This window comes from Enterobacter sp. EC_64 (assembly GCF_019584165.1).
GTDB lineage: Bacteria > Pseudomonadota > Gammaproteobacteria > Enterobacterales > Enterobacteriaceae > Enterobacter > Enterobacter roggenkampii.
This window is the reverse complement of sequence record NZ_VDAS01000006.1, coordinates 30,457-55,827: the sequence shown is the minus strand read 5'-3', so window position 1 is coordinate 55,827 and position 25,371 is coordinate 30,457. Positions and strand designations below refer to the sequence as shown.

Here is a 25,371-nt window from a genome sequence, read left to right as displayed (position 1 = left end):
CGCGCTTTCTTGAATTGCACACGAAAATTTAACAAAACAGGCAAAAAGGGCTGGACTACAGCATGCCGTAGTGTGTTATGTTTTAACCAGACGTACAGGACGTGCGCTGCAGAAGTGAGACAACGAAAGGATTAGTCTTTTACTTTCATGCAGATAAAAAGAGACCGAATACGATTCCTGTATTCGGTCCAGGGAAATGGCTCTTGGGAGAGAGCCGTGCGCTAAAAGTTGGCATTAATGCAGGCTAAGTCGCCTTGCCTTTTAAGAATAGATGACGACGCCAGGTTTTCCAGTCCACAGCTAAAGCGGTCGGAAAAAAAGCGCCAGAGCATCATAAAATGTGAAAAACCGCAGTGCTTTCGCAAGCATCTGCGGTTTTTTATTGGAAACCTGAACGTTAGCAGAGCTTGTCGGCGCGCTCGATAAACGGGGCCAGGCTCATTTTCTGTCCCGGATTCGCCGGGTCATCGATCTGAATGATGCTAATCGGCTGGCCGCTGCTCTTTCCGCTGGCCACCTGCTGCTCGGCGGTTTCATTTAACGGGTATTGCACCAGCGTGCTCGGGTTGATGGCATACAGCGCATGGCCCGGACGGCAGGTCAGCATCACCTCTTCGCGGTTGAACGCCCATTTATCCTTACCCACTTCAAAACGGCTGACGGTGATAACCTGCGGTGCGGCAAACGCGCTCCCCGTGCAGGCCAGCAATATGAGAGAAAGTACTGTCTTTTTCATATGATATTTAACCTTGTCAGAAGGGTTCCCAGGTGGCGAACAGACTGACCGTTGCCAGTACCAGCGCCCCCAGCACCACTTCTGCCTGTGTCATCCTGATAAAAATCTGTTGTGCTCGCCCGGTCTCCGGACGAAACCGTGGCACCAGAAAATACCGATTTGCCAGCGCAATTACCACCATCAACGCCACCAGCGCACATTTGAACAACAAAAACTGCACGTAGTCAGCCTGCCAGGGAATATGGACGCCCAGTATCATGAGCGCATTGATCGCTCCGCTGAGCAGCACGCCCGCGACCGCATAATGGCCCACGCGCGAGAAGCGCATCATGGTATAGATGGCGGCATTCTGCCAGCGCCCTTTCGCCAGACGCATGCAGAACAGCAGGGGCAGTAATCCGCCAAGCCAGGTAGCAGCACAGATCAGGTGAAAAGCGTGATTAAGGCGCTGCAACGCCCCCATCGGACCGTCGTTCATCGCCGCGTGCCCTACCCCCGCCAGCAGGATAAGCTGCCCCATGGCGAGCAGCAACAGCCGCGAACCTTTCAGCGGCGCGAGCCATGCTGCGGCGACCGTCATCGCAGCGAGAATCATTTGCCACAGCCAAACGCCGCCAAACTGTGTCCTCATTACGCCGGACCAGACCTGTGGGGCAAATACATCGCCCCAGCCGTTACCCATCTGCCCGCCCTGAAGCATAAACATCAGGAGTGCAGCCGCCAGGCTCACAAAAGCCGCCACTTTCTGCTGCAGCTGGAAACGTCGGCACATCAGCCGCTGGAGAGAGGAAGGCGCAAACCAGACGCTGTAAAGCGCGTTGCCAAAAATCAGCATCAGCGCCCCGAAATGGATAAAGCGCAACCCGATATAACACAGCGCCAGCATGCTATTTCACGCTAAAGTGATAGCTACCTTTGGTTTTATGACCGTCTACCGAGACGACATGCCACTCTACCTGGTACGTCCCTGGCGTCAGCGTTTGGTCCAGCGGAACGGTGAGCTGCGCCTTGTTCTTTTCGTCGTGCGTGGCGGTTCCCGTTTTGATGACCTGCTTTTGCGCATCCGTCACCACCACACCGCTAAATCCCGGTTCGATGCCTTCTGAAAAATTCAGCGTAAGTGCCTGCGGAGCGCTCACCACGCTGTCCGCTGCCGGGATCGGCTGCTTAAGGTGCGCATGCGCCAGCACGGAGGGGGTCATCATTGTAGAGGCCAGAAAAACCAGTGCGCATACCGCGCGGGAAGCGGAGAAACCCATCGCAATCATTCCTTTTTGTTATGTCTGTATGCTAAAGAATAACGCTGTATAATAAACGAGTCGAGGATCATCCTGCCTCCGCTTGTCATCATCGTGCAATCGCGGTAACGTTGCCGCCGCATAAAAAGGAGAAGGTAATGAAGATCAATCTGGCCGCCCTTCCACAGGACGAGATGGATAAAGTGAATGTCGATCTCGCTGCCGCTGGCGTCGCGTTTAAAGAGCGTTACAACATGCCTGTCGTGGCTGAAGTCGTTGAACGGGAACAGCCCGCCCATCTGCGCGACTGGTTTCGCGAAAGACTCATCGCCCACCGTCTCGCCTCGGTCAACCTCTCCCGTTTACCGTACGAACCTAAAGTTAAATAAGCTTAACGAGCCGTTACACTTCCTTACGCTGAATCTGGCAGGATAAGAAAACCCTGATAAATTTAGGTGTATTCTTAAATCCCTGCGACTCAGTGTATAAGGAAGTCACGATGTCACATTGGAATATAGCGGCGGCCCAGTATAGCGGGCAGCATCAGAGTGTCGATGACCATATCACGCACCACCTGCGCTTCATTGCCGAAGCAGCACGGCAGGGGTGCGATCTGCTGGTGTTTCCTGAACTGTCATTAACAGGCTCGGGAACGACGACGTTACCTCTCCCACCCGGCGACGCCCAGCTGGAACCGCTGCTCGACGCGGCGCATCGTTACCGGATAACCGTGATTGCCGGGCTCCCCGTGGAGCGGGATGGTCAGCGCCAGAAAGGTCTCGCGCTCTTCACCCCCGCTCGTCAACGCATCCTTCGCTACCCGCAAGGTGGCGGAGCCAGCCTGGTGCCGGGAGAGAAACAGCTCAGCATTATTGATGCGCATGCCGATTCCCCCAATCTCGATCCCAGAGCGTCGCTGTTTACCAGCTGTCAGTCAGTGGAGGATAACCGCTGGCGGCAGTCCATCAGTACCCTGCAGCGCTTCGCGCATAAATATGCCATAGCGGTGCTGATGGCGAACGCCTGCGGCGGTAGCGCGCTGTGGGATGAAAAAGGCCAGCTGATCGTTCGCGCGGATAAGGGCGAGCTGCTGTTGACCGGCACGCTCGGCGGAGAGGGTTGGCAAGGCGATATCATTCCTTTAGGCTAGGCGTTTTAAGCTCAGGAGTGTTCAATGCTGCGCGTCATCGATACCGAAACTTGCGATCTTCAGGGCGGAATTGTGGAAGTGGCCTCTGTCGACGTGGTTGATGGTAAAATCGTCAACCCAATGAGCCATCTGGTGCGTCCTGACCGCCCCATCAGCCCTCAGGCGATGGCTATCCATCGCATTACCGAATCGATGGTGGCGGACAAGCCGTGGATCGAAGAGATCATTCCCCACTATTACGGTAGCCCCTGGTACGTCGCGCATAACGCCAGTTTTGACCGCCGGGTGCTCCCTGAAATGCCCGGGGAATGGATTTGTACCATGAAGCTGGCGCGTCGCCTCTGGCCGGGCATTAAATACAGCAACATGGCGCTGTACAAGTCCCGCAAGCTCAGCGTCCGCACGCCTGAGGGGCTTCATCATCACCGGGCCCTGTATGACTGCTATATCACCGCCGCGCTACTGATTGATATCATGAATACCTCTGGCTGGACGCCGGACGATATGGCGACCATCACCGGCCGTCCCGCACTGCTGACCACGTTTACCTTTGGTAAATACCGGGGCAGAGCGGTGTCGGATATTGCTGATAAAGACCCGGGCTATTTGCGCTGGCTGTATAACAACCTTGACAAAATGAGCCCGGAACTGCGCCTGACGCTAAAGCACTATCTGGGCGAAGCTTAACGCTCTGCACGGCCTGGCAGCGTCTCCTGCGCCAGGCCAATCAGGAAGGCATACTCCAGCGCCACCCCTTCATACGATTTAAATCGTCCCGATTTCCCGCCGTGTCCGGAATCCATGTCGGTACACAGCAGCAGCAGGTTGTCGTCGGTTTTCAGCTCCCGCAGTTTCGCCACCCATTTTGCCGGCTCCCAGTACTGCACCTGAGAGTCATGCAGACCGGTGGTGACCAGCATGTGGGGATAGGCTTTCGCCTCGACGTTATCGTAAGGGCTGTACGTTTTCATATAGCGGTAGTAAATCTCATCCTGCGGATTCCCCCACTCTTCAAACTCCCCGGTCGTCAGCGGAATGGATTCATCGAGCATGGTCGTCACCACATCGACAAACGGCACCTGCGCGACAATCCCCTTAAAGCGTTCAGGACGCTGGTTGATAACCGCCCCCATTAGCATACCGCCCGCGCTGCCGCCCATGCCAAAGCAGAGTTTCGGATCGCCATAGCCCTGATCAATCAGCGCATCGCAGACGTCGAGGTAGTCATTGAAGGTGTTTTTCTTTTTCAGGAATTTCCCGTCCTCATACCAGTGCTGCCCCAGCTCACCGCCGCCGCGAATATGGGCGATGGCGAAAACAAAGCCGCGGTCGAGCAGGCTTAAACGGCTGCTGCTGAAATCAGCATCCATGCTGGAGCCGTAGGAGCCGTAGCCGTACACCAGGATCGGGTTTTTGCCTTTCTGGAAATGGGCTTTGTGATAGACAAGCGAGACGGGGACCTCGACGCCATCCCGGGCGGTGACCCACAGGTGCTCGCTGCGGTAGTTTTCGGACTCAAACCCTTTAACCTCGGTCTGCTTAATTACCTGACGCTGCCCGGTATCCATGTCCAGCTCAAACAGGGTGTCCGGTGTGGTCATGGAAGAATAGCCGTAGCGCAGCCGCGATGATTCGGGTTCAGGATTGAACCCAATCCACGTCACATAGGCCGGGTCGTCGAACGCGATCCCCACCACTTCCCGCGTTTTGCGGTTGATTTGCCGGATGCTGGTCAGCCCGCGCTGGCGCTCCTCCACCACCAGCCAGTCGGTGAACAGGGTAAACCCTTCCAGCATCACCTGATCCCGCGCGGGGATAAGCACCTCCCACTTGCGCTCATCGCGCACTTTGGTTTTATAGAGGCCAAAGTTTTTACCCTCGCGATTCGAGCGCAGATAAAAGCTGTGCTGGAAGTGATCCAGGCTGTATTCATGATCCTTTCGGCGCGGCAGGAAACAGAGCGGCTGGGCGTCCGGCAGTTCGGCATCCAGCAGCAGGACTTCCGATGTCGTGGCGCTGGCCAGGAAGATAATCACATAATGGCGCGAAGAGGTTTTATGCAGGCTGACATAAAACGTTTCGTCTTTCTCTTCATAGACCAGCTCGTCGTCTGCGGAGTCCGTTCCGATGGTATGCCGCCATACCTGATAGGGCAGCAGCGTACAGGCGTGCTTTTTGACGTAGTACACCGTCTCGGAATCATTCGCCCAGACAAAATCCGGGGAGACGTTTTCCAGCATTTCCGGATACCAGTTGCCGGTGTCCAGATTGCGAAAACGCAGGCCGTACTGGCGACGGGAGAGATAATCCTCCGCCAGCGCCATCACCGCGTTATCCGGCGAAATGGACATGCCGCCCAAAGTATAAAACTCGCTGTGGGCCGCGCGCTGATTGGCATCCAGCAGAATATCCCACGCATCCCATTCGGCGCTCAGGACCGACTGACGCTGGTAGATGGGATACTCGTTGCCGGGCTCATAAATATGGCGATAGCGATAGCCATTTTTGGTCCAGGGCGCGGAGATATCGCGCTGGGGAATACGCTGCACCATTTCATTCAGCAGCTGGTCCTGAAGCGTCTGCTGGCTGGACATGACCTTGCGGCCATAGTCGTTTTCCTCGTGCAGGTAGTCGAGCACCTCTGGCCGGGAGCGTGAATCGTCCCGTAGCCAGTAATAGTTGTCTATACGCGTATCGCCATGCGTGGTGATCGCATAAGGTATACGTCGGGCTTTCGGTGGCATGTCGTCATTCTTTTTTGTTTTACACCCTATAAGGTTGGCAAAACCCACGCATGATGCAAGCGAAACAGGGTCGCAACGGCGAGAACTATCCCTGTAACGCCTGTTTTTGTTCCCGAATATCCCGCTCAATGCCCTCACGCACGTCCTGCGGGATCTTCAGCGCGTCGCCAAGCGCATTCAGGTAGCTGCGCTCCATAAAATGATCGATATCGATGGCAGCACAGCTGAGGAAATAGAGTTCAAGCGCCTCTTCCTCATTTTTCACGCTTTGCGCCAGACGCTGCGGATCCAGGGGCTGTTCGATGGCCTGCGCCACCAGCGCTCTGCCCTTCTCTTCGACGCCGGCTTCGCGCAGCTGCTGTTCGATCGCCAGCCGTTCCTTATCGTCGATATGTCCGTCACTTTTCGCGGCAAAAACCAGCGCAAGAATGAGCCTTTCGGTGCGCAGATCCAGCGGCGAGGTGTGCTCGCCGTAGTGCGGTTCATCGCTATGCGCGGTCCGGACCCTGTCCTTGTATTTATTCCACAGGACGGTGCCCGCAATGGCGCCCCCACCGGCGAGCAGCGCGCCTGTCCCGTACTTTGCCAGCAGCTTGCGCGAGGATTTATTCGCGACCAGCAGGCCTGCCAGCCCGCCGAGCGCCCCGGGCACCAGTAGTTTGCTGAGATCCCGCTCGCCGGAAGACGACGTTTTCTGCCCTAACAGTGATTGCAATTGATTTAGCCAGCCAGACATGGTTTCCCTCACTTAACGGTGAACATGTTCCACAGCGTAAGCGAGCAGGCGTCAGGAAATGTCTGGACGGGCTAAAGAAGCGCAAATTTCTTCTCCCCTCACCTGGCCGTGCACAAGACAGACGCAAACGTTTTCGTTTATACTGCCCGCAACTTTTTCAGGGGGATTGTTATGATTCGTTTAGGAACCGCGCTGCGACCTGCGGCGACGCGAGTGATGCTGTTGGGATCGGGCGAGCTGGGAAAAGAGGTCGCCATTGAGTGCCAGCGTTTAGGCGTGGAAGTCATTGCCGTAGACCGCTACGCCGATGCACCCGCCATGCACGTCGCCCATCGTTCTTATGTGATTAACATGCTGGACGGCGATGCCCTTCGTGAGCTGATTTCACGCGAGAAGCCTGATTTCGTTGTACCGGAAATTGAAGCCATCGCCACCGACACGCTGATTGCGCTTGAGCAGGAAGGCCAGCGCGTGGTGCCCTGCGCGAAAGCCGCAAAGCTGACCATGAACCGCGAAGGCATTCGTCGTCTGGCGGCAGAAGAGCTCGGGTTGCCCACGTCGAGCTATCGTTTTGCTGGCGATAAGGCCGCATTCCTGCAGGCCGTAGAGGAGATTGGTTACCCGTGCATCGTTAAGCCGGTGATGAGCTCCTCCGGTAAAGGACAGAGCTTTATCCGCGACAGCAGCACGCTGGACAAGGCGTGGGAGTACGCCCAGCAGGGTGGCCGCGCAGGCGCCGGTCGCGTGATCGTTGAAGGGGTGGTGAAGTTTGATTTCGAGATCACCCTGCTGACCGTCAGCGCCGTCGACGGCGTCCATTTCTGCGACCCGATTGGCCACCGCCAGGAAGATGGCGATTACCGCGAATCCTGGCAGCCGCAGCAGATGAGCGCCCTGGCGCTTGAGCGTGCGCAGGCGATCGCCCGTAAAACCGTTCTGGCGCTGGGCGGCTATGGCCTGTTTGGCGTGGAGCTGTTTGTGTGCGGCGAAGAGGTGATCTTCAGCGAAGTCTCCCCTCGCCCGCATGACACCGGCATGGTCACGCTGATTTCGCAGGATCTCTCCGAGTTCGCCCTGCACGTGCGCGCCTTCCTCGGCCTGCCCGTCGGCGGTATCCGTCAGTACGGCCCGGCCGCCTCGGCGGTGATCCTGCCGCAGTTAACCAGCCAGAACGTTACGTTTGATAACGTCGACGCGGCGGTGGGTGCCGGGTTGCAGGTCCGTTTGTTCGGTAAGCCGGAGATCGACGGTACCCGTCGTCTTGGCGTGGCGTTAGCCACCGGAGATAACGTTGACGACGCCGTGGCGAGAGCGAAAGCGGCCGCAGCAAGCGTTAAGGTAACGGGATAAAAAAACGGGCCGAAAGGCCCGTTTTTCATGCGGCGAATGACTTACTGCTTCGCGCCTTCTACCGCTTCGCGAGCCAGTTTGGTGATGCGATCCCAGTCGCCCGCTTCCAGCGCATCCGCCGGAACCAGCCATGAGCCACCGATGCACAGCACGCTTTTCAGCGCCAGGTAGTCACGGTAGTTGGCAGGAGAGATACCGCCCGTCGGGCAGAAGCGTACCTGAGAGAATGGACCGGCAATGGCCTGCAGCGCTTTGGTGCCGCCGTTCGCTTCCGCCGGGAAGAATTTAAACTCTTTCAGACCGTAGTCCATGCCCAGCATCAGTTCAGAAACGGTGCTGATGCCCGGGATCAGCGGAATAGTGCCTTCGGTCGCGGCTTTCAGCAGCGACTCGGTCAGGCCCGGGCTGATGGCAAACTGTGCGCCCGCTTCGGTCACTTCAGCCAGCTGTTTTGCGTTCGTTACGGTACCCGCACCGATAATGGCATCCGGCACTTCTTTGGCAATCGCGCGAATGGCATCCATCGCGCAGGCGGTACGCAGGGTCACTTCCAGAACGCGAACGCCGCCCGCAACCAGCGCTTTCGCCATCGGTACAGCGTGCTCCAGCTTGTTTACCACGATAACCGGCACGACAGGGCCAGTGGTCAGGATTGCTTCTGCACTTGTTTTCCAGTTTTTCATCAGAGTCTTCTCTCGCCAGATCGTTAAAATCAAGTCGTCTTAAAACGTAATACAGGTTGCGCCCTGCTCAGCACCGGAGAGGTTCTCACGCAGTGCGCCAAACATTTCGCGTCCTGTTCCCACGCGCGACGCGCTCAGGTCAGGAATATGGGGCTGACGTGCCGCCAGCTCGGCGTCATCCACCAGCAGGGTTAACTCGCCTGTCTGACCGTTAACGCGGATCATGTCACCGTCACGCACTTTCGCCAGCAGGCCGCCGTCGTACGCTTCCGGCGTCACGTGGATAGCTGATGGCACTTTACCTGAGGCGCCAGAGAGGCGTCCATCGGTCACCAGTGCAATTTTGAAACGGCGGTCCAATAATACACCAAGTGGTGGCATAAGTTTATGTAATTCTGGCATCCCGTTGGCTTTAGGCCCCTGATGACGCACCACTACCACGCAGTCTTTGTCGAGCAGACCGGCGTCAAAGGCAGGTAATACGTCGTGCTGGCTTTCAAATACCACCGCTGGCGCTTCGATAATCTGGTTCTCTTCCGGTACGGCAGAGGTCTTCATTACCGCGCGACCGAGGTTACCGCTCAGCACCTTTGTGCCACCGTGAGGTGAGAACGGTTTGTCGATGGTGGCGATAACCTGCGCATCAAGAGATGCGGTCGCCCCTTCGCGCCAGTCCAGCTCGCCGTTGTTCAGCCATGGCTCCTGGGTGTAGCGCTGCAGGCCAAAGCCCGCTACGGTGTTAACATCTTCATGCAGCAGACCGCCCTTCAGCAGCTCGCGCATGAGCAGCGGTACGCCGCCTGCGGCCTGGAAGTGGTTGATGTCCGCCGGACCGTTTGGATACAGGCGCGCCATCAACGGCACCACGGAAGAGATCTCGGAGAAGTCATCCCAGTTAATCAGAATGCCCGCCGCACGCGCCATGGCCACCAGGTGCATGGTGTGGTTGGTCGAACCGCCGGTGGCCAGCAGCGCAACAATCCCGTTGACGATAACTTTTTCGTCGACCATTTTGCCCATCGGCATCCATTCGTTGCCGTTTCCGGTCAGACGCGTGACCTGACGGGCCGCGGCCTCGGTCAGCGCCTTGCGCAGCGGTGCATCCGGCTGGATAAAGGACGAGCCCGGAAGCTGCATCCCCATAAACTCCACCACCATCTGGTTCGTGTTCGCGGTACCGTAGAACGTACAGGTGCCCGGCGCGTGGTAGGATGCAGCTTCCGCTTCCAGCAGCGCCTGACGATCTGCTTTTCCTTCCGCGTACAGCTGGCGAATGCGCACTTTTTCTTTGTTCGGCAGGCCGCTTGCCATTGGGCCCGACGGCACGAAGATCGCAGGCAGATGACCAAACGACAGCGCGGCCATCACCAGGCCCGGAACAATCTTGTCGCACACGCCGAGATAGAGCGCGCCATCAAACATGTTGTGTGACAGGCCCACCGCCGCGGACATGGCAATGACTTCACGGCTCAGCAGGGAGAGTTCCATACCGTCCTGACCCTGCGTCACGCCGTCGCACATGGCGGGTACCCCACCCGCCACCTGGCCGACCGCATTCACGCTGTGCAGCGCTTTACGGATGATATCCGGGTAAACCTCATAGGGCTGGTGCGCGGAAAGCATATCGTTATAAGCGGTAATGATGGCGATATTGTTACGCAACATGCTTTTCAGCGACGCTTTATCGTCAGGCTGGCAGGCGGCGAAGCCGTGCGCCAGGTTACCGCAGGCCAGCTGGGAACGGTGAACGGTGTTGCTCTTCGCCTGTTCAATCCGGGCGAGGTAGGCCGAACGGGTCTCTTTCGAGCGCTCAATAATGCGCTGTGTTACGCGTAACAATGTCGGATTCATAAAAGCTCCTCTCATTTATCTGTCCGGGCTCGGGAGTTTACAAAGTCGCTGGCAGTTGTTAACAACGCTGAAACGCTTGCTGTCCGGAGCTCAGGGGCAAAATCACTTCCGGCAGTGTAATAAAAAAAGCTCCGCGGGTGAATCCACGCGGAGCTTAAAAGTTGAAAATTGTGCCACGAGCTGTGTTAGATCATGTTACCGGTAAAATAACACTTTCGGGCTAGCGTATTATCTTACTCAAACTCGTTCCAGGAGCGGCCATCACGGGTGATCATTGCCACCGACGCGACAGGTCCCCATGTGCCCGCCTGATACGGTTTTGGCGCATCCTGATCGGCAGCCCAGGCTTCGGTGATGGAGTCGACCCATTTCCACGCCTCTTCCACCTCATCGCGACGCACGAACAGCGCCTGGATACCGCGCATGGTTTCCAGCAGCAGACGCTCGTAAGCATCGGCCAGGTGCGTCTGGTTGAAGGTTTCGGAGTAGCTCAGATCCAGCTTGGTGGTCTGCAGGTTGTGTTTATGATCCAGGCCCGGCACTTTGTTGAGGATCTGGATGTCCACGCCCTCGTCCGGCTGCAGACGAATGGTCAGCTTGTTCTGCGGCAGCTCCTGCCAGGACTCTTTGAACAGGTTCAGTTCCGGGTTCTTAAAGTAGACTACCACTTCGGAACATTTCGCAGGCAGACGCTTACCGGTGCGCAGGTAGAACGGAACCCCCGCCCAGCGCCAGTCGTCGATGTCCACGCGGATGGCCACGAACGTCTCGGTGTTACTGGACTTGTTCGCGCCCTCTTCTTCCAGGTAGCCAGGCACCTTTTTGCCTTGCGCAAACCCGGCGGTGTACTGGCCGCGAACGGTCTTCTCGCGCACGTTGGAGCGGTCGATGCGGCGCAGCGACTTCAGCACTTTCACTTTGGCGTCACGGATGCTGTCCGCCGTCAGATCAGACGGAGGAGACATGGCAATCATGCACAAAATCTGCAGCAGGTGGTTCTGGATCATGTCGCGCATCTGACCGGCCTGGTCAAAGTAACCCCAGCGACCTTCAATCCCCACCTCTTCCGCCACGGTGATTTCCACGTGGTCGATGGTGCGGTTGTCCCAGTTGTTCACAAACAGGGAGTTAGCAAAACGCAGCGCCAGCAGGTTCAGCACCGTCTCTTTACCGAGATAGTGGTCAATACGGTAGACCTGGCACTCTTCAAAGAACTCGCCCACCTGGTCGTTGATTTCACGCGAGGTTGCCAGGGACGTACCCAACGGCTTCTCCATCACGACGCGCGCCGGTTTGGCGTTCAGTTTGGCTTCGCCCAGGCCCTTGCAGATGGCGCCGAAGGTGCTTGGCGGCATGGCGAAATAGTTAATGGTGACACGGTTTTTCTGATCCAGCATCGCGCCCAAGCGAGCGAATGCGCTGACGTCATTCACGTCAAGGTTGCAGAAATCGAGACGACCGCTCAGGGTATCCCACAAACTTTCATCAATTTTTTCCTTCATGAAAGTTTCGAGCGCCTCGCGGACGACTTTGGTATAAGCGTCCTTGTCCCAGTCGGCGCGCCCAACACCCAGGATACGCGTATCCGGATGAATTTGGCCCGCTTTCTCCAGTTGATACAGGGAAGGCAGCAATTTTCGGCGTGCAAGATCGCCTTTCGCGCCGAAAATGACCAGGTCACATGCCTGGGCTGTTTGCGTTACCGCCATGTCATTCTCCTCAGTTGGATCACCTGGTACTTCTGCCAGGTATCGTTGTAATTTTATTACAATGCACTGTACTGCTTTTACGTCATTCCCGAAACCATTAGCGCTTATCGTCGCGTGCGATACCGCGATTTTTCACCCATCGGATGATTTCGACGGCTTAATGACGCAACAACCGTCGTTTCTTTGCGCAACAGGGTCATAGCAAAACCCGACATCGATCAAGTAATGAAAAAAAACAACAACATTATCTCGTCGATTGTTACCCTTAATGGAAGCCACAAGGGTAATATCGGCTAAATCGAATCACGATTTCATCAATTAATGAAATCGTTTACACCCATGAGCGTCCTGTTAACATGAACATGCTGGAAAAAATCCAGTTTCAACTGGAACACCTTAGCAAATCCGAGCGAAAAGTGGCCGAGGTCATTCTCACCTCTCCCGCTCAGGCGATTCATTCAAGCATCGCCGCTCTGGCACAGGAAGCGGGTGTTAGCGAACCCACGGTCAATCGCTTCTGCCGCAGCCTGGAAACGCGCGGCTTTCCTGATTTTAAACTGCATCTGGCACAAAGTCTGGCTAACGGCACCCCTTATGTTAATCGTAATGTGGATGAAGACGACAGCGTTGATGCCTACACCGCGAAAATTTTTGAGTCGGCCATGGCTTCGCTTGACCACGTCCGTCAGTCTCTGGACATGAGTTCCGTGAATCGCGCAGTGGATTTACTCACCCAGGCCAAGCGAATTGCCTTCTTTGGGCTCGGGTCGTCGGCGGCCGTCGCGCATGACGCCATGAACAAATTTTTCCGCTTTAACGTCCCGGTGATTTATTCCGATGACATTGTCCTGCAACGCATGAGCTGTATGAATTGCAGTGAAGATGACGTCGTGGTACTGATTTCGCATACTGGCCGCACTAAGAGTCAGGTAGAACTGGCGCAGTTGGCCCGTGAAAACGATGCCATGGTGATTGCGCTGACCACGGCGGGCACACCGCTGGCCCGTGAGGCGACGCTGGCGATCACTCTCGACGTGCCGGAAGACACCGACATTTATATGCCAATGGTCTCCCGACTGGCCCAGCTCACCGTGATTGACGTGCTGGCGACCGGTTTTACCTTACGCCGGGGGGCAAAATTCCGGGATAACTTGAAGCGGGTCAAGGAAGCGCTGAAGGAATCGCGTTTTGATAAAGAATTGCTTATAAAGAGCGATGTTCGATAGTTGATAACGAAGACGTCACGAATAATGACGAAGTAACGATTTACGGCATTCGGTCCCCTCTCCACTGCCTTGCAGCAGATGAAGGCCGATTCAATGTTCACGCAACACCAAAGTTGTTTCAGTCAACGGAGTATTACATGTCCAGAAGGCTTCGCAGAACCAAGATCGTAACCACCTTAGGCCCGGCCACCGATCGCGATAATAATCTCGAGAAAATTATCGCCGCTGGCGCCAACGTGGTGCGTATGAACTTCTCTCACGGTACGCCAGAAGACCATAAATTACGTGCCGATAAAGTGCGTGAAATCGCAGCTAAACTGGGCCGTCACGTTGCGATCCTCGGCGATTTGCAGGGTCCTAAAATCCGTGTTTCGACCTTTAAAGAGGGTAAAGTTTTCCTCAATATCGGCGACAAATTCCTGCTGGATGCCAACCTGGGCAAAGGCGAAGGCGATAAAGAGAAAGTCGGTATCGACTATAAAGGCCTCCCGGCTGACGTCGTACCTGGCGATATCCTGCTGCTTGACGACGGTCGCGTACAGCTGAAAGTGCTGGAAGTTCAGGGCATGAAAGTGTTCACCGAAGTCACCGTCGGCGGCCCACTCTCCAACAATAAAGGCATCAACAAGCTGGGCGGCGGCCTCTCTGCGGAAGCGCTTACTGATAAAGATAAAGCGGATATTGTGACTGCTGCGCTGATCGGTGTTGACTACCTGGCCGTCTCCTTCCCGCGCTGCGGCGAAGATCTGAACTATGCGCGTCGTCTGGCGCGTGATGCAGGCTGCGATGCCAAAATCGTCGCCAAAGTTGAGCGTGCGGAAGCCGTTTGCGATCAGGATGCTATGGACGACGTGATCCTTGCCTCTGACGTGGTGATGGTTGCGCGTGGCGACCTGGGTGTGGAAATCGGCGACCCTGAGCTGGTGGGTATTCAGAAAGCCCTGATTCGTCGCGCACGTCAGCTGAACCGCGCGGTGATCACCGCCACTCAGATGATGGAATCGATGATCACCAACCCGATGCCAACCCGTGCAGAAGTGATGGACGTGGCCAACGCCGTGCTGGACGGTACCGATGCGGTAATGCTCTCTGCGGAAACCGCTGCGGGCCAGTATCCGGCAGAAACCGTGGCCGCCATGGCACGTGTTTGCCTGGGTGCTGAAAAGATCCCAAGCATCAACGTCTCTAAACACCGTCTGGACGTGCAGTTCGACAATGTTGAAGAAGCGATTGCGATGTCTGCAATGTATGCGGCAAACCATCTGAAGGGCGTTACCGCGATCATCACTATGACCGAATCTGGCCGCACCGCGCTAATGACCTCTCGTATCAGCTCGGGTCTGCCGATCTTCGCCATGTCCCGTCACGAACGTACGCTGAACCTGACGGCGCTGTACCGCGGCGTGACGCCGGTACACTTCGACAGCACCAATGACGGCGTGGCCGCGGCGCACGATGCCGTAAACCTGCTGCGCGACAAAGGCTATCTGGTCTCTGGTGATATCGTCATTGTGACCCAGGGCGATGTGATGAGCACCATCGGCTCAACCAACACCACGCGCGTTATGACCGTCGAGTAATAACGTCTCTGTTAAAAAGCCCTCTCCAGATGGAGAGGGCTTTTTTTATTTCGTTGGATAAAGCTCTTTGCGTTTATACGGCTCTTTTTCACCCGGCTTACGCGTTTTAAGCAGCTTCAGGATCCACGTGTATTGCTCGGCATGCGGCCCTACCAGGATCTCCACCTCTTCGTTCATCCGACGGGCAATGGTGTGGTCGTCAGCGGTCAGCAGATCGTCCATCGGCGGACGAACCTCAATGCTCAGGCGATGCGTTTTGCCGTCATAGACCGGGAACAGCGGGATCACGCGGGCACGACACACTTTCATCAGGCGGCCAATCGCAGGCAGCGTCGCTTTATAGGTCGCAAAGAAATCGACAAACTCGCTGTGCTCGGGGCCGTGGTCCTGATCCGGCAAATAGTAGCCCCAGTACCCCTGGCGTACCGACTGAATGAACGGCTTAATGCCATCGTTGCGCGCATGCAGGCGTCCGCCAAAACGACGACGCACCGTATTCCAGACAAAGTCGAAGATTTTATTGCCCTGGTTATGGAACATTGCCGCCATCTTCTGGCCCTGAGAGGCCATCAGCATCGCCGGAATATCAACGCCCCAGCCGTGTGGGACAAGGAAAATGACTTTTTCGTCATTGCGGCGCATCTCCTCAATGATATCCAGCCCTTTCCAGTCTACGCGATCGACAATTTTCTCCGGCCCTTTCAGCGCCAGCTCCGCCATCATCGCCATGGCCTGCGGTGCGGTGGTATACATCTCATCAATGATTGCCTCGCGCTCGGCGTCGCTCTTTTCAGGAAAACAGTAATAGAGATTGATCTGCGCGCGACGGCGGGCACTCTTGCCTAAGCGCCCGGCAAGACGGCCAATTTTACCCAGGACAGGATCGCGGACGGAAGCCGGCAGCAACGCTATCCCCGCAAAGGCGTAGACACCGAGCCAGGCGCCCCAGTTGCGCGGATGGCGGAAGGATTTTTCAAACTCAGGAATGTATTCAATATTGTTTTTTTGGGTTTCCATGCTGGATCCAGGGTCTGATGACGCAAAATTAATTCAGATAGTGTAGCGAGGCAGTCGTCCGCGCACAAAAGAAAAAGCCGGCGTCAGGGTGCGCCGGCTTTTTTAACAAAAACAGAGGGCTTAGTCTAAGCTCAGCTGCGGCAACACCTCTTTCACCTGCGCCAGGTAATCCGTACGATCTTTACCCGTCAGGCCTTCGGTGCGCGGCAGTTTCGCCGTCAGCGGGTTCACGGCTTGCTGGTTGATCCACACTTCGTAGTGCAGGTGCGGGCCGGTAGAGCGACCGGTATTACCGGAGATCGCAATACGGTCACCACGCTTCACCTTCTGTCCTGGTTTAACCAGCAGCTTACGCAGGTGCATATAGCGGGTCGTATACGTGCGACCATGACGTACCGCAACATAATATCCGGCTGCGCCGCTACGTTTGGCCACCACCACTTCGCCATCCCCAACCGCGAGTACCGGTGTACCCTGCGGCATAGCAAAGTCAACGCCACGGTGCGGTGCGACGCGTCCGGTGACAGGGTTCAGACGACGCGGGTTAAAGTTGGAGGAGACGCGGAACTGTTTCGCCGTCGGGAAGCGCAGGAAGCCCTTTGCAAGGCCCGTACCGGTGCGGTCGTAGAACTTGCCGTCTTCGGCACGGATCGCGTAGTAATCTTTGCCCTCGGAGCGCAGACGCACGCCCAGCAGCTGGCTTTGCTCGCGCTTGCCGTCCAGCATTTCGCGGGACATCAGGACGGAAAACTCATCGCCTTTTTTCAGCTTGCGGAAATCCATCTGCCACTGCATGGCTTTGATCACCGAACTGATTTCAGCGCTGGTCAACCCTGCGTCGCGCGCGCTGGAAACAAAGCTTGCACCCACGGTGCCTTTGAGAACGCTGTTGACCCAGTCGCCCTTCTGCATTTCGCTGGTCATTTTGAAACCGGTTGCCGTGCGATCGTAGGTGCGGGTTTCACGGCGGGACATTTCCCAGGTCAGACGCTGGAGATCGCCATCGGCCGTTAACGTCCAGGAGAGCTGTTGCCCAATTTTCAGGTTGCGAAGATCTTTATCTGCCGCCGCCAGCTGGCTGATATTGCCCATGTCGATGCCGTACTGGTTCAGCACGCTGCTCAGCGTGTCCCCGGTAGAAACTACATATTCGTGGATACCCGCTTCGTTCTCGGTTTTATCGTCCAGTTCATCCTGTGGAATGGCTTCATCTTCCTGAGCCGACTGGTCGATAGGCTCACTGGCTTCAGGCAGCAAAGAGCGGATTTCGCTCTTTTCAAGCTCGATGGTTTTGATGATAGGGGCAGAACTCGGGTGGTAAACATAGGGCCGCCAGACGGCGACCGCTAAGGTGAGTACTGTAAGCGACCCCAGCATGACGCGGTGGGGTCGAGGCAGATTGTTAAATGCCAGGGCGACAGAGCGGGCTATCTGTTGCACGTATTCACTTCCTCGTTAATCTCCTTTCAGGCAGCTCGCATACTGGTTCGCCAGTTGGCTGAGGAACTGCGAATAGCTCGCTTTGCTCAACTGGATATTCGTTCCTAGCGGGTCAAGGGTCCCCATGCGCACGGATGTCCCCCTGGCCACGGCTTCTACGACCGCTGGCCTGAACTGTGGCTCAGCAAAAACGCATGTCGCTTTTTGCTCAACCAGCTGTGTTCTGATTTCATGTAAACGCTGCGCACCAGGTTGAATTTCAGGGTTGACGGTAAAGTGCCCCAGCGGGGTCAAACCGTAGTGTTTTTCGTAATAGCCGTAGGCGTCATGAAAAACGAAATACCCTTTTCCTTTCAACGGTGCGAGCTCATTACCTACCTGCTTATCGGTTGCGGCTAATTGTGCCTCAAAATCTTTCAGGTTGGCGTCTAGTTTGGCTCGACTTTGCGGCATAAGTTCCACTAATTTGTCATGGATTGCAACCGCTGAAAGCCGCGCTATCTCTGGGGATAACCAAAGATGCATGTTGTACTCGCCGTGATGGTGATCTCCATCACCTTTTTCACCGTCGGCAGCATGATGGTCATGTTCATCGCCGTCGTCATCCGTCCCTTTCATGAGTAACGGTTTCACGCCTGGGAGGGCGGCAATCGCGACCTGTTTTTCGCCCGCCACCTGTTTTGCTGACTTCTGCATAAACGCTTCCATTTCCGGACCAATCCAGACAACTAAGTCCGCGTTTTGTAAGCGTTTTACATCGGAAGGGCGCAGGGAATAATCATGCTCCGATGCACCATCCGGGAGCAGAACCTGGGTTTCTGTTACCCCGTCAGCAATGGCTGACGCGATGAACCCGAGTGGTTTAAGCGAAGCGACAACCGCAGCGTTAACATCTTGTGCGGTTGTGCCCCAAAGGGCAGCGGATAATGCTGCGAAAAGAAGCGTATTTTTATGTAACATAATGCGACTAATCATCGTAGTGAATGCGTGGAATGTGATATTATAACATTCGTTGACTTCTTCAAGCTTAAAATGACATGACGACATTGGTTTCTCTTGAAAATATTTCGGTCTCATTTGGCCAGCGCCGCGTCCTTTCTGACGTGTCGCTCGATCTGAAGCCCGGCAAAATTCTGACGCTGCTCGGCCCCAATGGCGCAGGCAAATCCACCCTGGTTCGCGTGGTGCTGGGTCTGGTCGCACCCGATGAAGGCGTGATCACGCGCGAGGAAAAATTGCGCATCGGCTATGTGCCGCAAAAACTGCACCTCGACGCCACGCTGCCGCTGACGGTGAGCCGTTTCCTGCGCCTGCGTCCCGGCACGCGTAAAGCCGATATTCTCCCGGCGCTGAAGCGCGTGCAGGCAGGCCATCTTGTCGATGCGCCGCTGCAAAAACTGTCCGGCGGTGAAACGCAGCGCGTATTACTTGCCCGTGCGTTGCTCAGCAGCCCGCAGCTGCTGGTGCTGGATGAGCCGACGCAGGGGGTCGACGTCAACGGCCAGGTCGCGCTATACGATCTTATTGACCAGCTGCGTCAGGAACTGAACTGCGCGGTACTGATGGTATCCCACGACCTGCATCTGGTGATGGCAAAGACTGACGAAGTGCTGTGTCTTAACCACCACATCTGCTGCTCCGGCACGCCAGAAGTGGTCTCCATGCACCCGGAATTTATCTCCATGTTCGGCCCTCGCGGCGCTGAACAGCTCGGCATCTATCGCCATCATCATAATCACCGCCATGATTTGCAGGGACGAATCGTTCTGCGTCGGGGAAATGGACACTCATGATTGAACTGTTACTGCCCGGCTGGCTGGCCGGGATTATGCTTGCCTGCGCCGCGGGTCCACTCGGCTCGTTTGTGGTGTGGCGCAGAATGTCTTACTTCGGCGATACCCTGGCGCACGCGTCCCTGCTGGGCGTGGCTTTTGGCCTGCTGCTGAACGTCAACCCGTTCTACGCGGTGATTGTGGTCACGCTGCTGCTGGCGGCCGGTCTGGTCTGGCTGGAAAAACGCCCTCACCTCGCCATCGATACCCTGCTTGGCATCATGGCGCACAGCGCCCTGTCGCTGGGTCTGGTGGTGGTCAGCCTGATGTCCAATATCCGCGTGGATCTGATGGCCTACCTGTTCGGTGACCTGCTGGCCGTCACGCCTGACGATCTCATCGCTATCGCCATTGGCGTTGTGGTGGTGCTCGGGATTCTGCTCTGGCAGTGGCGTAACCTGCTGGCGATGACCGTCAGCCCCGATCTGGCGTTCGTCGATGGCGTGAAGCTGCAGCGCGTTAAGCTGCTGCTGATGCTGGTAACGGCGTTAACCATTGGCGTGGCGATGAAGTTTGTCGGCGCGCTGATTATTACGTCGCTGCTGATCATCCCTGCGGCTACGGCGCGTCGTTTTGCCCGTACGCCGGAGCAGATGGCCGGTGTCGCCGTAATTATCGGGATGATTGCGGTAACGGGTGGGCTAACCTTCTCGGCGTTCTATGACACGCCTGCGGGGCCGTCCGTGGTGCTGAGTGCGGCGGTTTTGTTTATCTTCAGTATGATGAAGAAGACCGCGCAGTAGCGGGTATGTCCCCGGTGGCGCTTCGCTTACCGGGGCTATAAATTATCGCTGCTTACGGCATTGCCGGTGGCGTAATGCCGAAATGATTCCACGCCCGCACCGTGGCCATACGTCCACGCGGGGTGCGCTGCAGGAAGCCCTGCTGGATCAGATACGGTTCAAGCACATCCTCAATGGTTTCACGCTCTTCCCCGATTGCCGCCGCCAGGTTATCCAGCCCGACCGGGCCACCAAAGAACTTGTCCAGCACCGCCAGCAGCAGCTTGCGGTCCATGTAGTCAAAACCTTCGGCATCGACGTTCAGCATATCCAGCGCCTGCGCGGCGATCTCAGCGGAGATCGAACCGTTGTGCTTCACCTCAGCAAAGTCACGCACGCGGCGCAGCAGGCGGTTGGCGATACGCGGCGTACCGCGGGAACGCTTCGCCACTTCAAACGCCCCCTCTTCGCTCATCTCCAGCCCCATATAGCGGGCGCTGCGGCCAACGATGTGCTGGAGATCGGCCACCTGGTAAAACTCCAGACGCTGCACGATACCGAAGCGGTCGCGCAGTGGAGAGGTCAGCGACCCGGCTCGCGTCGTGGCGCCTATCAGGGTAAACGGCGGCAGATCGATTTTGATGGAGCGTGCAGCCGGACCTTCACCGATCATGATATCCAGCTGATAATCTTCCATCGCCGGATAGAGCACCTCTTCCACCACCGGTGACAGGCGGTGGATCTCATCGATAAACAGCACGTCATGCGGTTCGAGGTTGGTCAGCATGGCCGCCAAATCGCCCGCCTTCTCCAGCACCGGGCCGGAGGTGGTGCGCAGGTTCACGCCCATTTCATTAGCAACGATGTTCGCCAGCGTGGTTTTGCCCAACCCCGGAGGGCCAAAAATCAGCAGGTGATCGAGCGCATCGCCGCGCAGTTTTGCCGCCTGGATAAAAATCTCCATCTGGGAACGAACCTGCGGCTGGCCAATGTACTCATCAAGCAGTTTTGGGCGAATCGCGCGATCCACCACATCCTCTGCCTGAACAGTGCCTGCCGAAACCAGGCGGTCTGCTTCAATCATCCTTTACCTCACAATGCAGCGCGCAGCGCTTCACGAATCAGGGTTTCACTGCTGGCGTCCGGTTTGGCAATTTTACTTACCATGCGGCTGGCCTCCTGAGGTTTATAGCCCAGTGCCACCAGCGCGGCAACCGCTTCCTGCTCCGCGTCATCATCCGCCGCAGGCGCACCTGGCGAGGTCAGTACCAGATCGGCCGCCGGCGTGAAGAGATCGCCATGCAGGCCTTTGAAGCGGTCTTTCATCTCGACAATCAGGCGTTCTGCCGTTTTCTTACCGATGCCAGGAAGCTTAATTAGCGCCGCAGGATCTTCACGCTCAACGGCATTCACAAACTGTGGTGCAGACATGCCGGATAAGATCGCCAGCGCCAGCTTCGGCCCGACGCCGTTGGTTTTAATCAGCTCGCGGAACAGGGTGCGTTCCTGTTTGTTGTTGAAGCCGTACAGCAGCTGAGCATCTTCACGCACCACAAACTGGGTAAAGACAATCGCCTCTTTGCCCGCGTCCGGCAGCTCGTAGAAGCAGGTCATCGGCATATGGACTTCATAGCCCACGCCACCCACTTCCAGCAGCACTAACGGGGGTTGTTTTTCAATGATGATGCCTCTGAGTCTGCCTATCACGTGACGCTCCTGCGTTCTGGAAGAAATTAACTGCCGACATAATAAAAAAAGGCTGGATAAACATCCAGCCTGATTTGTCATTATCGTAACCTGCCTCGCGCCAGATTGAGCCGCGATTCGCTCATTTGCATCGCGTTCTGGCTGACGTGACAATGGGTAATCGCAATCGCCAGCGCATCGGCGGCGTCGGCCTGCGGGTTCGCAGGGAGCTTCAGCAAAGTCCGCACCATGTGCTGCACCTGACTTTTCTCCGCGCTACCGATGCCCACCACCGTCTGCTTAACCTGCCTTGCCGCGTATTCGAATACCGGCAAATCCTGGTTCACCGCAGCGACAATGGCCACCCCGCGCGCCTGACCGAGCTTTAGCGCCGAATCGGCGTTTTTCGCCATAAAGACCTGCTCGATGGCGAAATAGTCCGGCTGAAACTGGGTGATGATCTCCGACACGCCCGCGTAGATGAGCTTCAGGCGCGACGGCAGATCGTCCACTTTGGTGCGAATACAGCCACTGCCCAGGTAGGTTAACTGGCGTCCCACCTGACGGATAACGCCATAACCGGTGACGCGTGAGCCTGGGTCAATCCCGAGAATAATCGACATCACGCGTCTCCTGTAACGGGTTTACACGCTCTCATCAGAGAGTCGCTGCAACCTCATCAGAGATTTCACCGTTGTGATACACTTCCTGCACGTCGTCGCAGTCTTCGAGCATGTCGATCAGACGCAGCAGTTTTGGTGCCGTTTCTGCATCCATGTCCGCTTTGGTGGACGGGATCATGGAGACTTCAGCGTTGTCCGCTTTCAGGCCCGCCGCTTCCAGCGCATCGCGCACGGCACCCATCTCTTCCCAGGCGGTATAAACGTCGATAGCGCCGTCGTCGAAGGTCACTACGTCTTCCGCACCGGCTTCCAGCGCCGCTTCCATGATCGCATCTTCGTCGCCTTTCTCGAAGGAGATGACGCCTTTTTTGCTGAACAGGTAAGCAACAGAACCGTCAGTGCCCAGGTTGCCACCGGTTTTGGTGAACGCGTGGCGCACTTCCGCAACGGTACGGTTACGGTTGTCGGACAGGCACTCAACCATCACCGCCGTACCGCCAGGACCGTAACCTTCATAAATGATGGTTTCCATGTTCGCGTCTTCATCACCGCCGACGCCACGTGCGATAGCACGGTTCAGGGTGTCACGCGTCATGTTGTTAGACAGCGCTTTATCCACCGCCGCACGCAGACGTGGGTTAGAGGCCGGATCGCCGCCGCCCAGACGCGCTGCCGTCACCAGCTCGCGAATGATTTTGGTAAAGATCTTACCGCGCTTGGCATCCTGTGCCGCTTTGCGGTGTTTGGTGTTGGCCCACTTACTATGACCTGCCATAAAAATATCCTCAAAGAGCGCGCCTTTTCAGGCAGCGTTAATTACAAATTCTTCAATCGCCTGCCGGTTGCTCCACGACTTGGTCAGTGCGGCGGCATCCGCCGCATTCACCCAGCGGTAGGTCAGGTGTTCGGTAAACACGATCTCCCGTTCATGGGGGAGCGCGAGACAGAACCACGATTCCGTATTGCGCTCGGTACCCGGCGCGTAGCGATGACGTAAATGGCTAAAAATTTCGAACTCCACCGTGCGCTGACAGTCCTTCAGGGTCAGTTGCTCGCGGGCAACGTCAATGGCGACCTCTTCCTTTACTTCACGCGCGGCGGCCTGCGGCGCGGTTTCCCCCTCTTCCAGACTGCCGGTAACCGACTGCCAGAATTCAGGGTCATCGCGCCGCTGCAACATCAGCACCCGCTTCGTGTCTTCTGCATAAATGACCACCAGGACCGAAACGGGGAGCTTATATGTCATATCAGTTTTTCTCTTCCTTCTTCACCACCTCAATACCCAGCTCAGCCAGTGCGGCCGGGTTGGCAAAGCTTGGCGCTTCGGTCATCAGACACGCTGCAGCAGTGGTTTTCGGGAAAGCGATAACATCACGGATGTTATCGGTGCCGGTCAGCAGCATGGTCAGACGGTCAAGACCGAAGGCCAGACCCGCGTGCGGAGGCGTACCGTATTTCAGCGCGTCCAGCAGGAAGCCGAATTTCTCGCGCTGCTCCTGCTCGTTGATGCCCAGGATGCCGAACACGGTCTGCTGCATTTCACCGCTGTGAATACGCACGGAACCACCGCCCACTTCGTAGCCGTTGATGACCATATCGTAGGCGTTGGCGACGGCCTCTTCCGGTGCCGCTTTCAGCTCGGCAGCCGTCATGTCTTTCGGCGAGGTGAACGGGTGGTGCATCGCGGTCAGGCCGCCTTCACCGTCGTCTTCAAACATTGGGAAGTCGATAACCCACAGCGGCGCCCATTTGCTCTCGTCGGTCAGATTCAGGTCTTTACCGAGCTTCAGACGCAGCGCGCCCATCGCATCCGCAACGACTTTCTTGTTATCTGCACCGAAGAAGATCATGTCGCCGTCCTGCGCGCCGGTGCGCTCCAGGATCGCTTCCACGATGTCCGCGTTCAGGAATTTCGCAACCGGGCTGGTGATACCTTCCAGACCTTTCGCACGCTCGGTCACTTTAATATAGGCCAGACCTTTCGCGCCGTAGATCTTGATGAAGTTGCCGTAGTCGTCGATCTGCTTACGGCTCAGAGCCGCGCCGCCCGGTACACGCAGCGCGGCCACGCGGCCTTTGGCGTCGTTAGCCGGACCCGCGAAGACCGCGAACTCCACGTTTTTAACCAGATCAGCTACGTCCACCAGCTCCATCGGGTTACGCAGGTCGGGTTTGTCAGAGCCATAGCGACGCTCGGCTTCCGCGAAGGTCATGATTGGGAAATCGCCCAGCTCAACGCCTTTCACGTCATTCCACAGGCTACGCACCAGGGCTTCCATCACTTCACGCACCTGCTCGGCGGTCATGAAGGAGGTTTCCACATCGATCTGGGTAAATTCAGGCTGGCGGTCAGCACGCAGGTCTTCGTCGCGGAAGCATTTCACGATCTGATAGTAGCGATCGAAGCCGGACATCATCAGCAGCTGTTTGAACAGCTGTGGAGACTGTGGCAGCGCGTAGAATTTGCCTTTATGAACGCGGGATGGCACCAGGTAATCGCGCGCGCCTTCCGGCGTGGCTTTGGTCAGCATCGGGGTTTCGATATCGAGGAAACCGTGGTCATCCATAAAGCGACGCACCAGGCTGGTGATTTTCGCACGGGTTTTCAGGCGCTGAGCCATCTCCGGACGACGCAGATCCAGGTAGCGGTATTTCAGACGCGCTTCTTCAGTGTTGACGTGGTTGGAGTCCAGCGGCAGCGCTTCAGCACGGTTGATGATCGTCAGATCGGACGCCAGCACTTCAATGGCACCCGTCGCCATGTCGGCGTTAACGTTTTTCTCGTCACGCGCACGCACGGTGCCGGTGACCTGAATGCAGAACTCATTACGCAGCTCAGAGGCCAGCTTCAACGCATCTGCGCGATCCGGATCGAAGAACACCTGAACGATACCTTCGCGGTCGCGCATATCGATGAAGATAAGGCTACCAAGATCACGACGACGATTGACCCAACCACACAGGGTGACCTGCTGTCCGACGTGGGACTGACGCAGCTGCCCGCAATATTCTGTACGCATGAGATATCCCTTAATTAGCCGCAGGCTA

Annotated in this window: 25 protein-coding genes; 8 read left to right on the top strand and 17 right to left on the bottom strand. The window is 56.7% G+C overall.

The window, feature by feature from the left end; translation table 11 throughout:
* Positions 1 to 397: 397 nt before the first annotated feature.
* Genes FHC52_RS06465 through yobA form a run of 3 tightly spaced genes read right to left on the bottom strand, consistent with a single transcriptional unit; the run spans position 398 to position 1,995 of the window.
* A complete protein-coding gene (locus tag FHC52_RS06465) occupies positions 398 to 736 on the bottom strand; it encodes a YebY family protein (RefSeq protein WP_008500468.1) in 339 nt (112 codons plus the stop codon).
* A gap of 16 nt (positions 737 to 752) precedes the next feature.
* Positions 753 to 1,622: a copper homeostasis membrane protein CopD gene (gene copD / locus FHC52_RS06460; RefSeq protein ID WP_063435833.1), complete on the bottom strand. Its 870-nt coding sequence runs from the start codon at positions 1,620 to 1,622 to the stop codon at positions 753 to 755.
* A 1-nt stretch (position 1,623) separates the two neighbouring features.
* Complete coding sequence (gene yobA, locus FHC52_RS06455) at positions 1,624 to 1,995, bottom strand: CopC domain-containing protein YobA (protein WP_126288321.1); 372 nt, start codon at positions 1,993 to 1,995, stop codon at positions 1,624 to 1,626.
* A 137-nt stretch (positions 1,996 to 2,132) separates the two neighbouring features.
* On the opposite strand from yobA, the gene FHC52_RS06450 reads away from it, so the two are divergent.
* The 3 genes from FHC52_RS06450 to exoX all read left to right on the top strand — a co-directional run bounded on the left by FHC52_RS06450 (position 2,133) and on the right by exoX (position 3,811).
* Complete coding sequence (locus FHC52_RS06450; protein ID WP_008500465.1) at positions 2,133 to 2,363, top strand: DNA polymerase III subunit theta; 231 nt, start codon at positions 2,133 to 2,135, stop codon at positions 2,361 to 2,363.
* 110 nt (positions 2,364 to 2,473) lie between these two features.
* Complete coding sequence (locus FHC52_RS06445; protein WP_008500464.1) at positions 2,474 to 3,124, top strand: carbon-nitrogen hydrolase family protein; 651 nt, start codon at positions 2,474 to 2,476, stop codon at positions 3,122 to 3,124.
* A 24-nt stretch (positions 3,125 to 3,148) separates the two neighbouring features.
* Positions 3,149 to 3,811 (top strand): exodeoxyribonuclease X, encoded by a 663-nt coding sequence (exoX, locus tag FHC52_RS06440; RefSeq protein WP_008500463.1) that lies wholly within the window; start codon positions 3,149 to 3,151, stop codon positions 3,809 to 3,811.
* Here the strand turns inward: exoX and ptrB are convergent.
* Both ptrB and FHC52_RS06430 read right to left on the bottom strand, forming a co-directional pair.
* Positions 3,808 to 5,868 carry an oligopeptidase B gene (ptrB, locus tag FHC52_RS06435; protein WP_126288317.1) on the bottom strand — a complete coding sequence of 687 codons (2,061 nt, stop codon included), beginning with the start codon at positions 5,866 to 5,868 and terminating at the stop codon, positions 3,808 to 3,810. The two genes, exoX and ptrB, sit on opposite strands and share 4 nt — an antisense overlap.
* 85 nt (positions 5,869 to 5,953) lie before the next feature.
* Entirely contained in the window at positions 5,954 to 6,604 is a 651-nt protein-coding gene (locus tag FHC52_RS06430; RefSeq protein ID WP_021240435.1) for a tellurite resistance TerB family protein, read from the bottom strand.
* A 171-nt stretch (positions 6,605 to 6,775) separates the two neighbouring features.
* On the opposite strand from FHC52_RS06430, the gene purT reads away from it, so the two are divergent.
* A complete protein-coding gene (purT, locus tag FHC52_RS06425; RefSeq protein ID WP_126288315.1) occupies positions 6,776 to 7,954 on the top strand; it encodes a formate-dependent phosphoribosylglycinamide formyltransferase in 1,179 nt (392 codons plus the stop codon).
* A 41-nt stretch (positions 7,955 to 7,995) separates the two neighbouring features.
* On the opposite strand, the gene kdgA is transcribed toward purT, so the two are convergent.
* The 3 genes from kdgA to zwf all read right to left on the bottom strand — a co-directional run bounded on the left by kdgA (position 7,996) and on the right by zwf (position 12,197).
* Positions 7,996 to 8,637 (bottom strand): bifunctional 4-hydroxy-2-oxoglutarate aldolase/2-dehydro-3-deoxy-phosphogluconate aldolase, encoded by a 642-nt coding sequence (kdgA, locus tag FHC52_RS06420; protein WP_008500459.1) that lies wholly within the window; start codon positions 8,635 to 8,637, stop codon positions 7,996 to 7,998.
* Positions 8,638 to 8,676: 39 nt separating this feature from the next.
* On the bottom strand, positions 8,677 to 10,488 hold the full coding sequence (gene edd, locus FHC52_RS06415) for a phosphogluconate dehydratase (RefSeq protein WP_023325516.1): 1,812 nt from the start codon (positions 10,486 to 10,488) through the stop codon (positions 8,677 to 8,679).
* A gap of 233 nt (positions 10,489 to 10,721) precedes the next feature.
* Positions 10,722 to 12,197, bottom strand: a complete 1,476-nt coding sequence (gene zwf, locus FHC52_RS06410) for a glucose-6-phosphate dehydrogenase (RefSeq protein ID WP_008500457.1) — start codon at positions 12,195 to 12,197, stop codon at positions 10,722 to 10,724.
* Positions 12,198 to 12,553: 356 nt separating this feature from the next.
* Here zwf and FHC52_RS06405 point away from each other — a divergent pair, with 356 nt between their 5' ends.
* Both FHC52_RS06405 and pyk read left to right on the top strand, forming a co-directional pair.
* Entirely contained in the window at positions 12,554 to 13,423 is an 870-nt protein-coding gene (locus FHC52_RS06405) for a MurR/RpiR family transcriptional regulator (RefSeq protein WP_126288313.1), read from the top strand.
* Positions 13,424 to 13,560: 137 nt separating this feature from the next.
* Positions 13,561 to 15,003: a pyruvate kinase gene (pyk, locus tag FHC52_RS06400; RefSeq protein ID WP_008500455.1), complete on the top strand. Its 1,443-nt coding sequence runs from the start codon at positions 13,561 to 13,563 to the stop codon at positions 15,001 to 15,003.
* 45 nt (positions 15,004 to 15,048) lie between these two features.
* Here pyk and lpxM read toward each other — a convergent pair whose 3' ends face one another.
* From lpxM to znuA, 3 genes are all read right to left on the bottom strand, one after another.
* A complete protein-coding gene (lpxM, locus tag FHC52_RS06395; RefSeq protein WP_008500454.1) occupies positions 15,049 to 16,020 on the bottom strand; it encodes a lauroyl-Kdo(2)-lipid IV(A) myristoyltransferase in 972 nt (323 codons plus the stop codon).
* 120 nt (positions 16,021 to 16,140) lie between these two features.
* Complete coding sequence (gene mepM, locus FHC52_RS06390; protein WP_008500453.1) at positions 16,141 to 17,460, bottom strand: murein DD-endopeptidase MepM; 1,320 nt, start codon at positions 17,458 to 17,460, stop codon at positions 16,141 to 16,143.
* Between the two features lie 15 nt (positions 17,461 to 17,475).
* Positions 17,476 to 18,420, bottom strand: a complete 945-nt coding sequence (gene znuA, locus FHC52_RS06385) for a zinc ABC transporter substrate-binding protein ZnuA (protein WP_025910050.1) — start codon at positions 18,418 to 18,420, stop codon at positions 17,476 to 17,478.
* Positions 18,421 to 18,497: 77 nt separating this feature from the next.
* Between znuA and znuC the strand changes: the two genes are divergently transcribed.
* Positions 18,498 to 19,253 (top strand): zinc ABC transporter ATP-binding protein ZnuC, encoded by a 756-nt coding sequence (gene znuC / locus FHC52_RS06380; protein WP_128301640.1) that lies wholly within the window; start codon positions 18,498 to 18,500, stop codon positions 19,251 to 19,253.
* Positions 19,250 to 20,035 carry a zinc ABC transporter permease subunit ZnuB gene (gene znuB, locus FHC52_RS06375; protein WP_021240439.1) on the top strand — a complete coding sequence of 262 codons (786 nt, stop codon included), beginning with the start codon at positions 19,250 to 19,252 and terminating at the stop codon, positions 20,033 to 20,035. The genes znuC and znuB overlap by 4 nt, the downstream gene beginning before the upstream one ends.
* Positions 20,036 to 20,087: 52 nt before the next feature.
* Here the strand turns inward: znuB and ruvB are convergent, their stop codons facing one another.
* From ruvB to aspS, 6 genes are all read right to left on the bottom strand, one after another.
* Entirely contained in the window at positions 20,088 to 21,098 is a 1,011-nt protein-coding gene (gene ruvB / locus FHC52_RS06370; protein WP_008500449.1) for a Holliday junction branch migration DNA helicase RuvB, read from the bottom strand.
* Between the two features lie 8 nt (positions 21,099 to 21,106).
* Complete coding sequence (gene ruvA / locus FHC52_RS06365; RefSeq protein ID WP_008500448.1) at positions 21,107 to 21,721, bottom strand: Holliday junction branch migration protein RuvA; 615 nt, start codon at positions 21,719 to 21,721, stop codon at positions 21,107 to 21,109.
* Between the two features lie 80 nt (positions 21,722 to 21,801).
* Entirely contained in the window at positions 21,802 to 22,323 is a 522-nt protein-coding gene (ruvC, locus tag FHC52_RS06360; protein WP_003859749.1) for a crossover junction endodeoxyribonuclease RuvC, read from the bottom strand.
* Between the two features lie 34 nt (positions 22,324 to 22,357).
* Positions 22,358 to 23,098, bottom strand: a complete 741-nt coding sequence (locus FHC52_RS06355; protein ID WP_008500447.1) for a YebC/PmpR family DNA-binding transcriptional regulator — start codon at positions 23,096 to 23,098, stop codon at positions 22,358 to 22,360.
* 27 nt (positions 23,099 to 23,125) lie between these two features.
* Positions 23,126 to 23,569: a dihydroneopterin triphosphate diphosphatase gene (nudB, locus tag FHC52_RS06350; protein WP_008500446.1), complete on the bottom strand. Its 444-nt coding sequence runs from the start codon at positions 23,567 to 23,569 to the stop codon at positions 23,126 to 23,128.
* 1 nt (position 23,570) lies between these two features.
* Positions 23,571 to 25,343: an aspartate--tRNA ligase gene (gene aspS / locus FHC52_RS06345; protein ID WP_008500445.1), complete on the bottom strand. Its 1,773-nt coding sequence runs from the start codon at positions 25,341 to 25,343 to the stop codon at positions 23,571 to 23,573.
* Between the last annotated feature and the right edge of the window lie 28 nt (positions 25,344 to 25,371).

Coding starts and splice junctions, on each gene's coding strand:
- exoX (WP_008500463.1), top strand. CDS start 3,149: ATGCTGCGCGTCATCGATACCGAAACTTGCGATCTTCAGGGCGGAATT.
- FHC52_RS06465 (WP_008500468.1), bottom strand. CDS start 736: ATGAAAAAGACAGTACTTTCTCTCATATTGCTGGCCTGCACGGGGAGC.
- ptrB (WP_126288317.1), bottom strand. CDS start 5,868: ATGCCACCGAAAGCCCGACGTATACCTTATGCGATCACCACGCATGGC.
- pyk (WP_008500455.1), top strand. CDS start 13,561: ATGTCCAGAAGGCTTCGCAGAACCAAGATCGTAACCACCTTAGGCCCG.
- edd (WP_023325516.1), bottom strand. CDS start 10,488: ATGAATCCGACATTGTTACGCGTAACACAGCGCATTATTGAGCGCTCG.
- FHC52_RS06445 (WP_008500464.1), top strand. CDS start 2,474: ATGTCACATTGGAATATAGCGGCGGCCCAGTATAGCGGGCAGCATCAG.
- lpxM (WP_008500454.1), bottom strand. CDS start 16,020: ATGGAAACCCAAAAAAACAATATTGAATACATTCCTGAGTTTGAAAAA.
- ruvB (WP_008500449.1), bottom strand. CDS start 21,098: ATGATTGAAGCAGACCGCCTGGTTTCGGCAGGCACTGTTCAGGCAGAG.
- FHC52_RS06405 (WP_126288313.1), top strand. CDS start 12,554: ATGAACATGCTGGAAAAAATCCAGTTTCAACTGGAACACCTTAGCAAA.
- purT (WP_126288315.1), top strand. CDS start 6,776: ATGATTCGTTTAGGAACCGCGCTGCGACCTGCGGCGACGCGAGTGATG.
- kdgA (WP_008500459.1), bottom strand. CDS start 8,637: ATGAAAAACTGGAAAACAAGTGCAGAAGCAATCCTGACCACTGGCCCT.
- FHC52_RS06355 (WP_008500447.1), bottom strand. CDS start 23,098: ATGGCAGGTCATAGTAAGTGGGCCAACACCAAACACCGCAAAGCGGCA.
- nudB (WP_008500446.1), bottom strand. CDS start 23,569: ATGACATATAAGCTCCCCGTTTCGGTCCTGGTGGTCATTTATGCAGAA.
- FHC52_RS06450 (WP_008500465.1), top strand. CDS start 2,133: ATGAAGATCAATCTGGCCGCCCTTCCACAGGACGAGATGGATAAAGTG.
- znuB (WP_021240439.1), top strand. CDS start 19,250: ATGATTGAACTGTTACTGCCCGGCTGGCTGGCCGGGATTATGCTTGCC.
- ruvC (WP_003859749.1), bottom strand. CDS start 22,323: ATGTCGATTATTCTCGGGATTGACCCAGGCTCACGCGTCACCGGTTAT.
- copD (WP_063435833.1), bottom strand. CDS start 1,622: ATGCTGGCGCTGTGTTATATCGGGTTGCGCTTTATCCATTTCGGGGCG.
- znuC (WP_128301640.1), top strand. CDS start 18,498: ATGACGACATTGGTTTCTCTTGAAAATATTTCGGTCTCATTTGGCCAG.
- znuA (WP_025910050.1), bottom strand. CDS start 18,420: ATGTTACATAAAAATACGCTTCTTTTCGCAGCATTATCCGCTGCCCTT.
- yobA (WP_126288321.1), bottom strand. CDS start 1,995: ATGGGTTTCTCCGCTTCCCGCGCGGTATGCGCACTGGTTTTTCTGGCC.
- aspS (WP_008500445.1), bottom strand. CDS start 25,343: ATGCGTACAGAATATTGCGGGCAGCTGCGTCAGTCCCACGTCGGACAG.
- FHC52_RS06430 (WP_021240435.1), bottom strand. CDS start 6,604: ATGTCTGGCTGGCTAAATCAATTGCAATCACTGTTAGGGCAGAAAACG.
- zwf (WP_008500457.1), bottom strand. CDS start 12,197: ATGGCGGTAACGCAAACAGCCCAGGCATGTGACCTGGTCATTTTCGGC.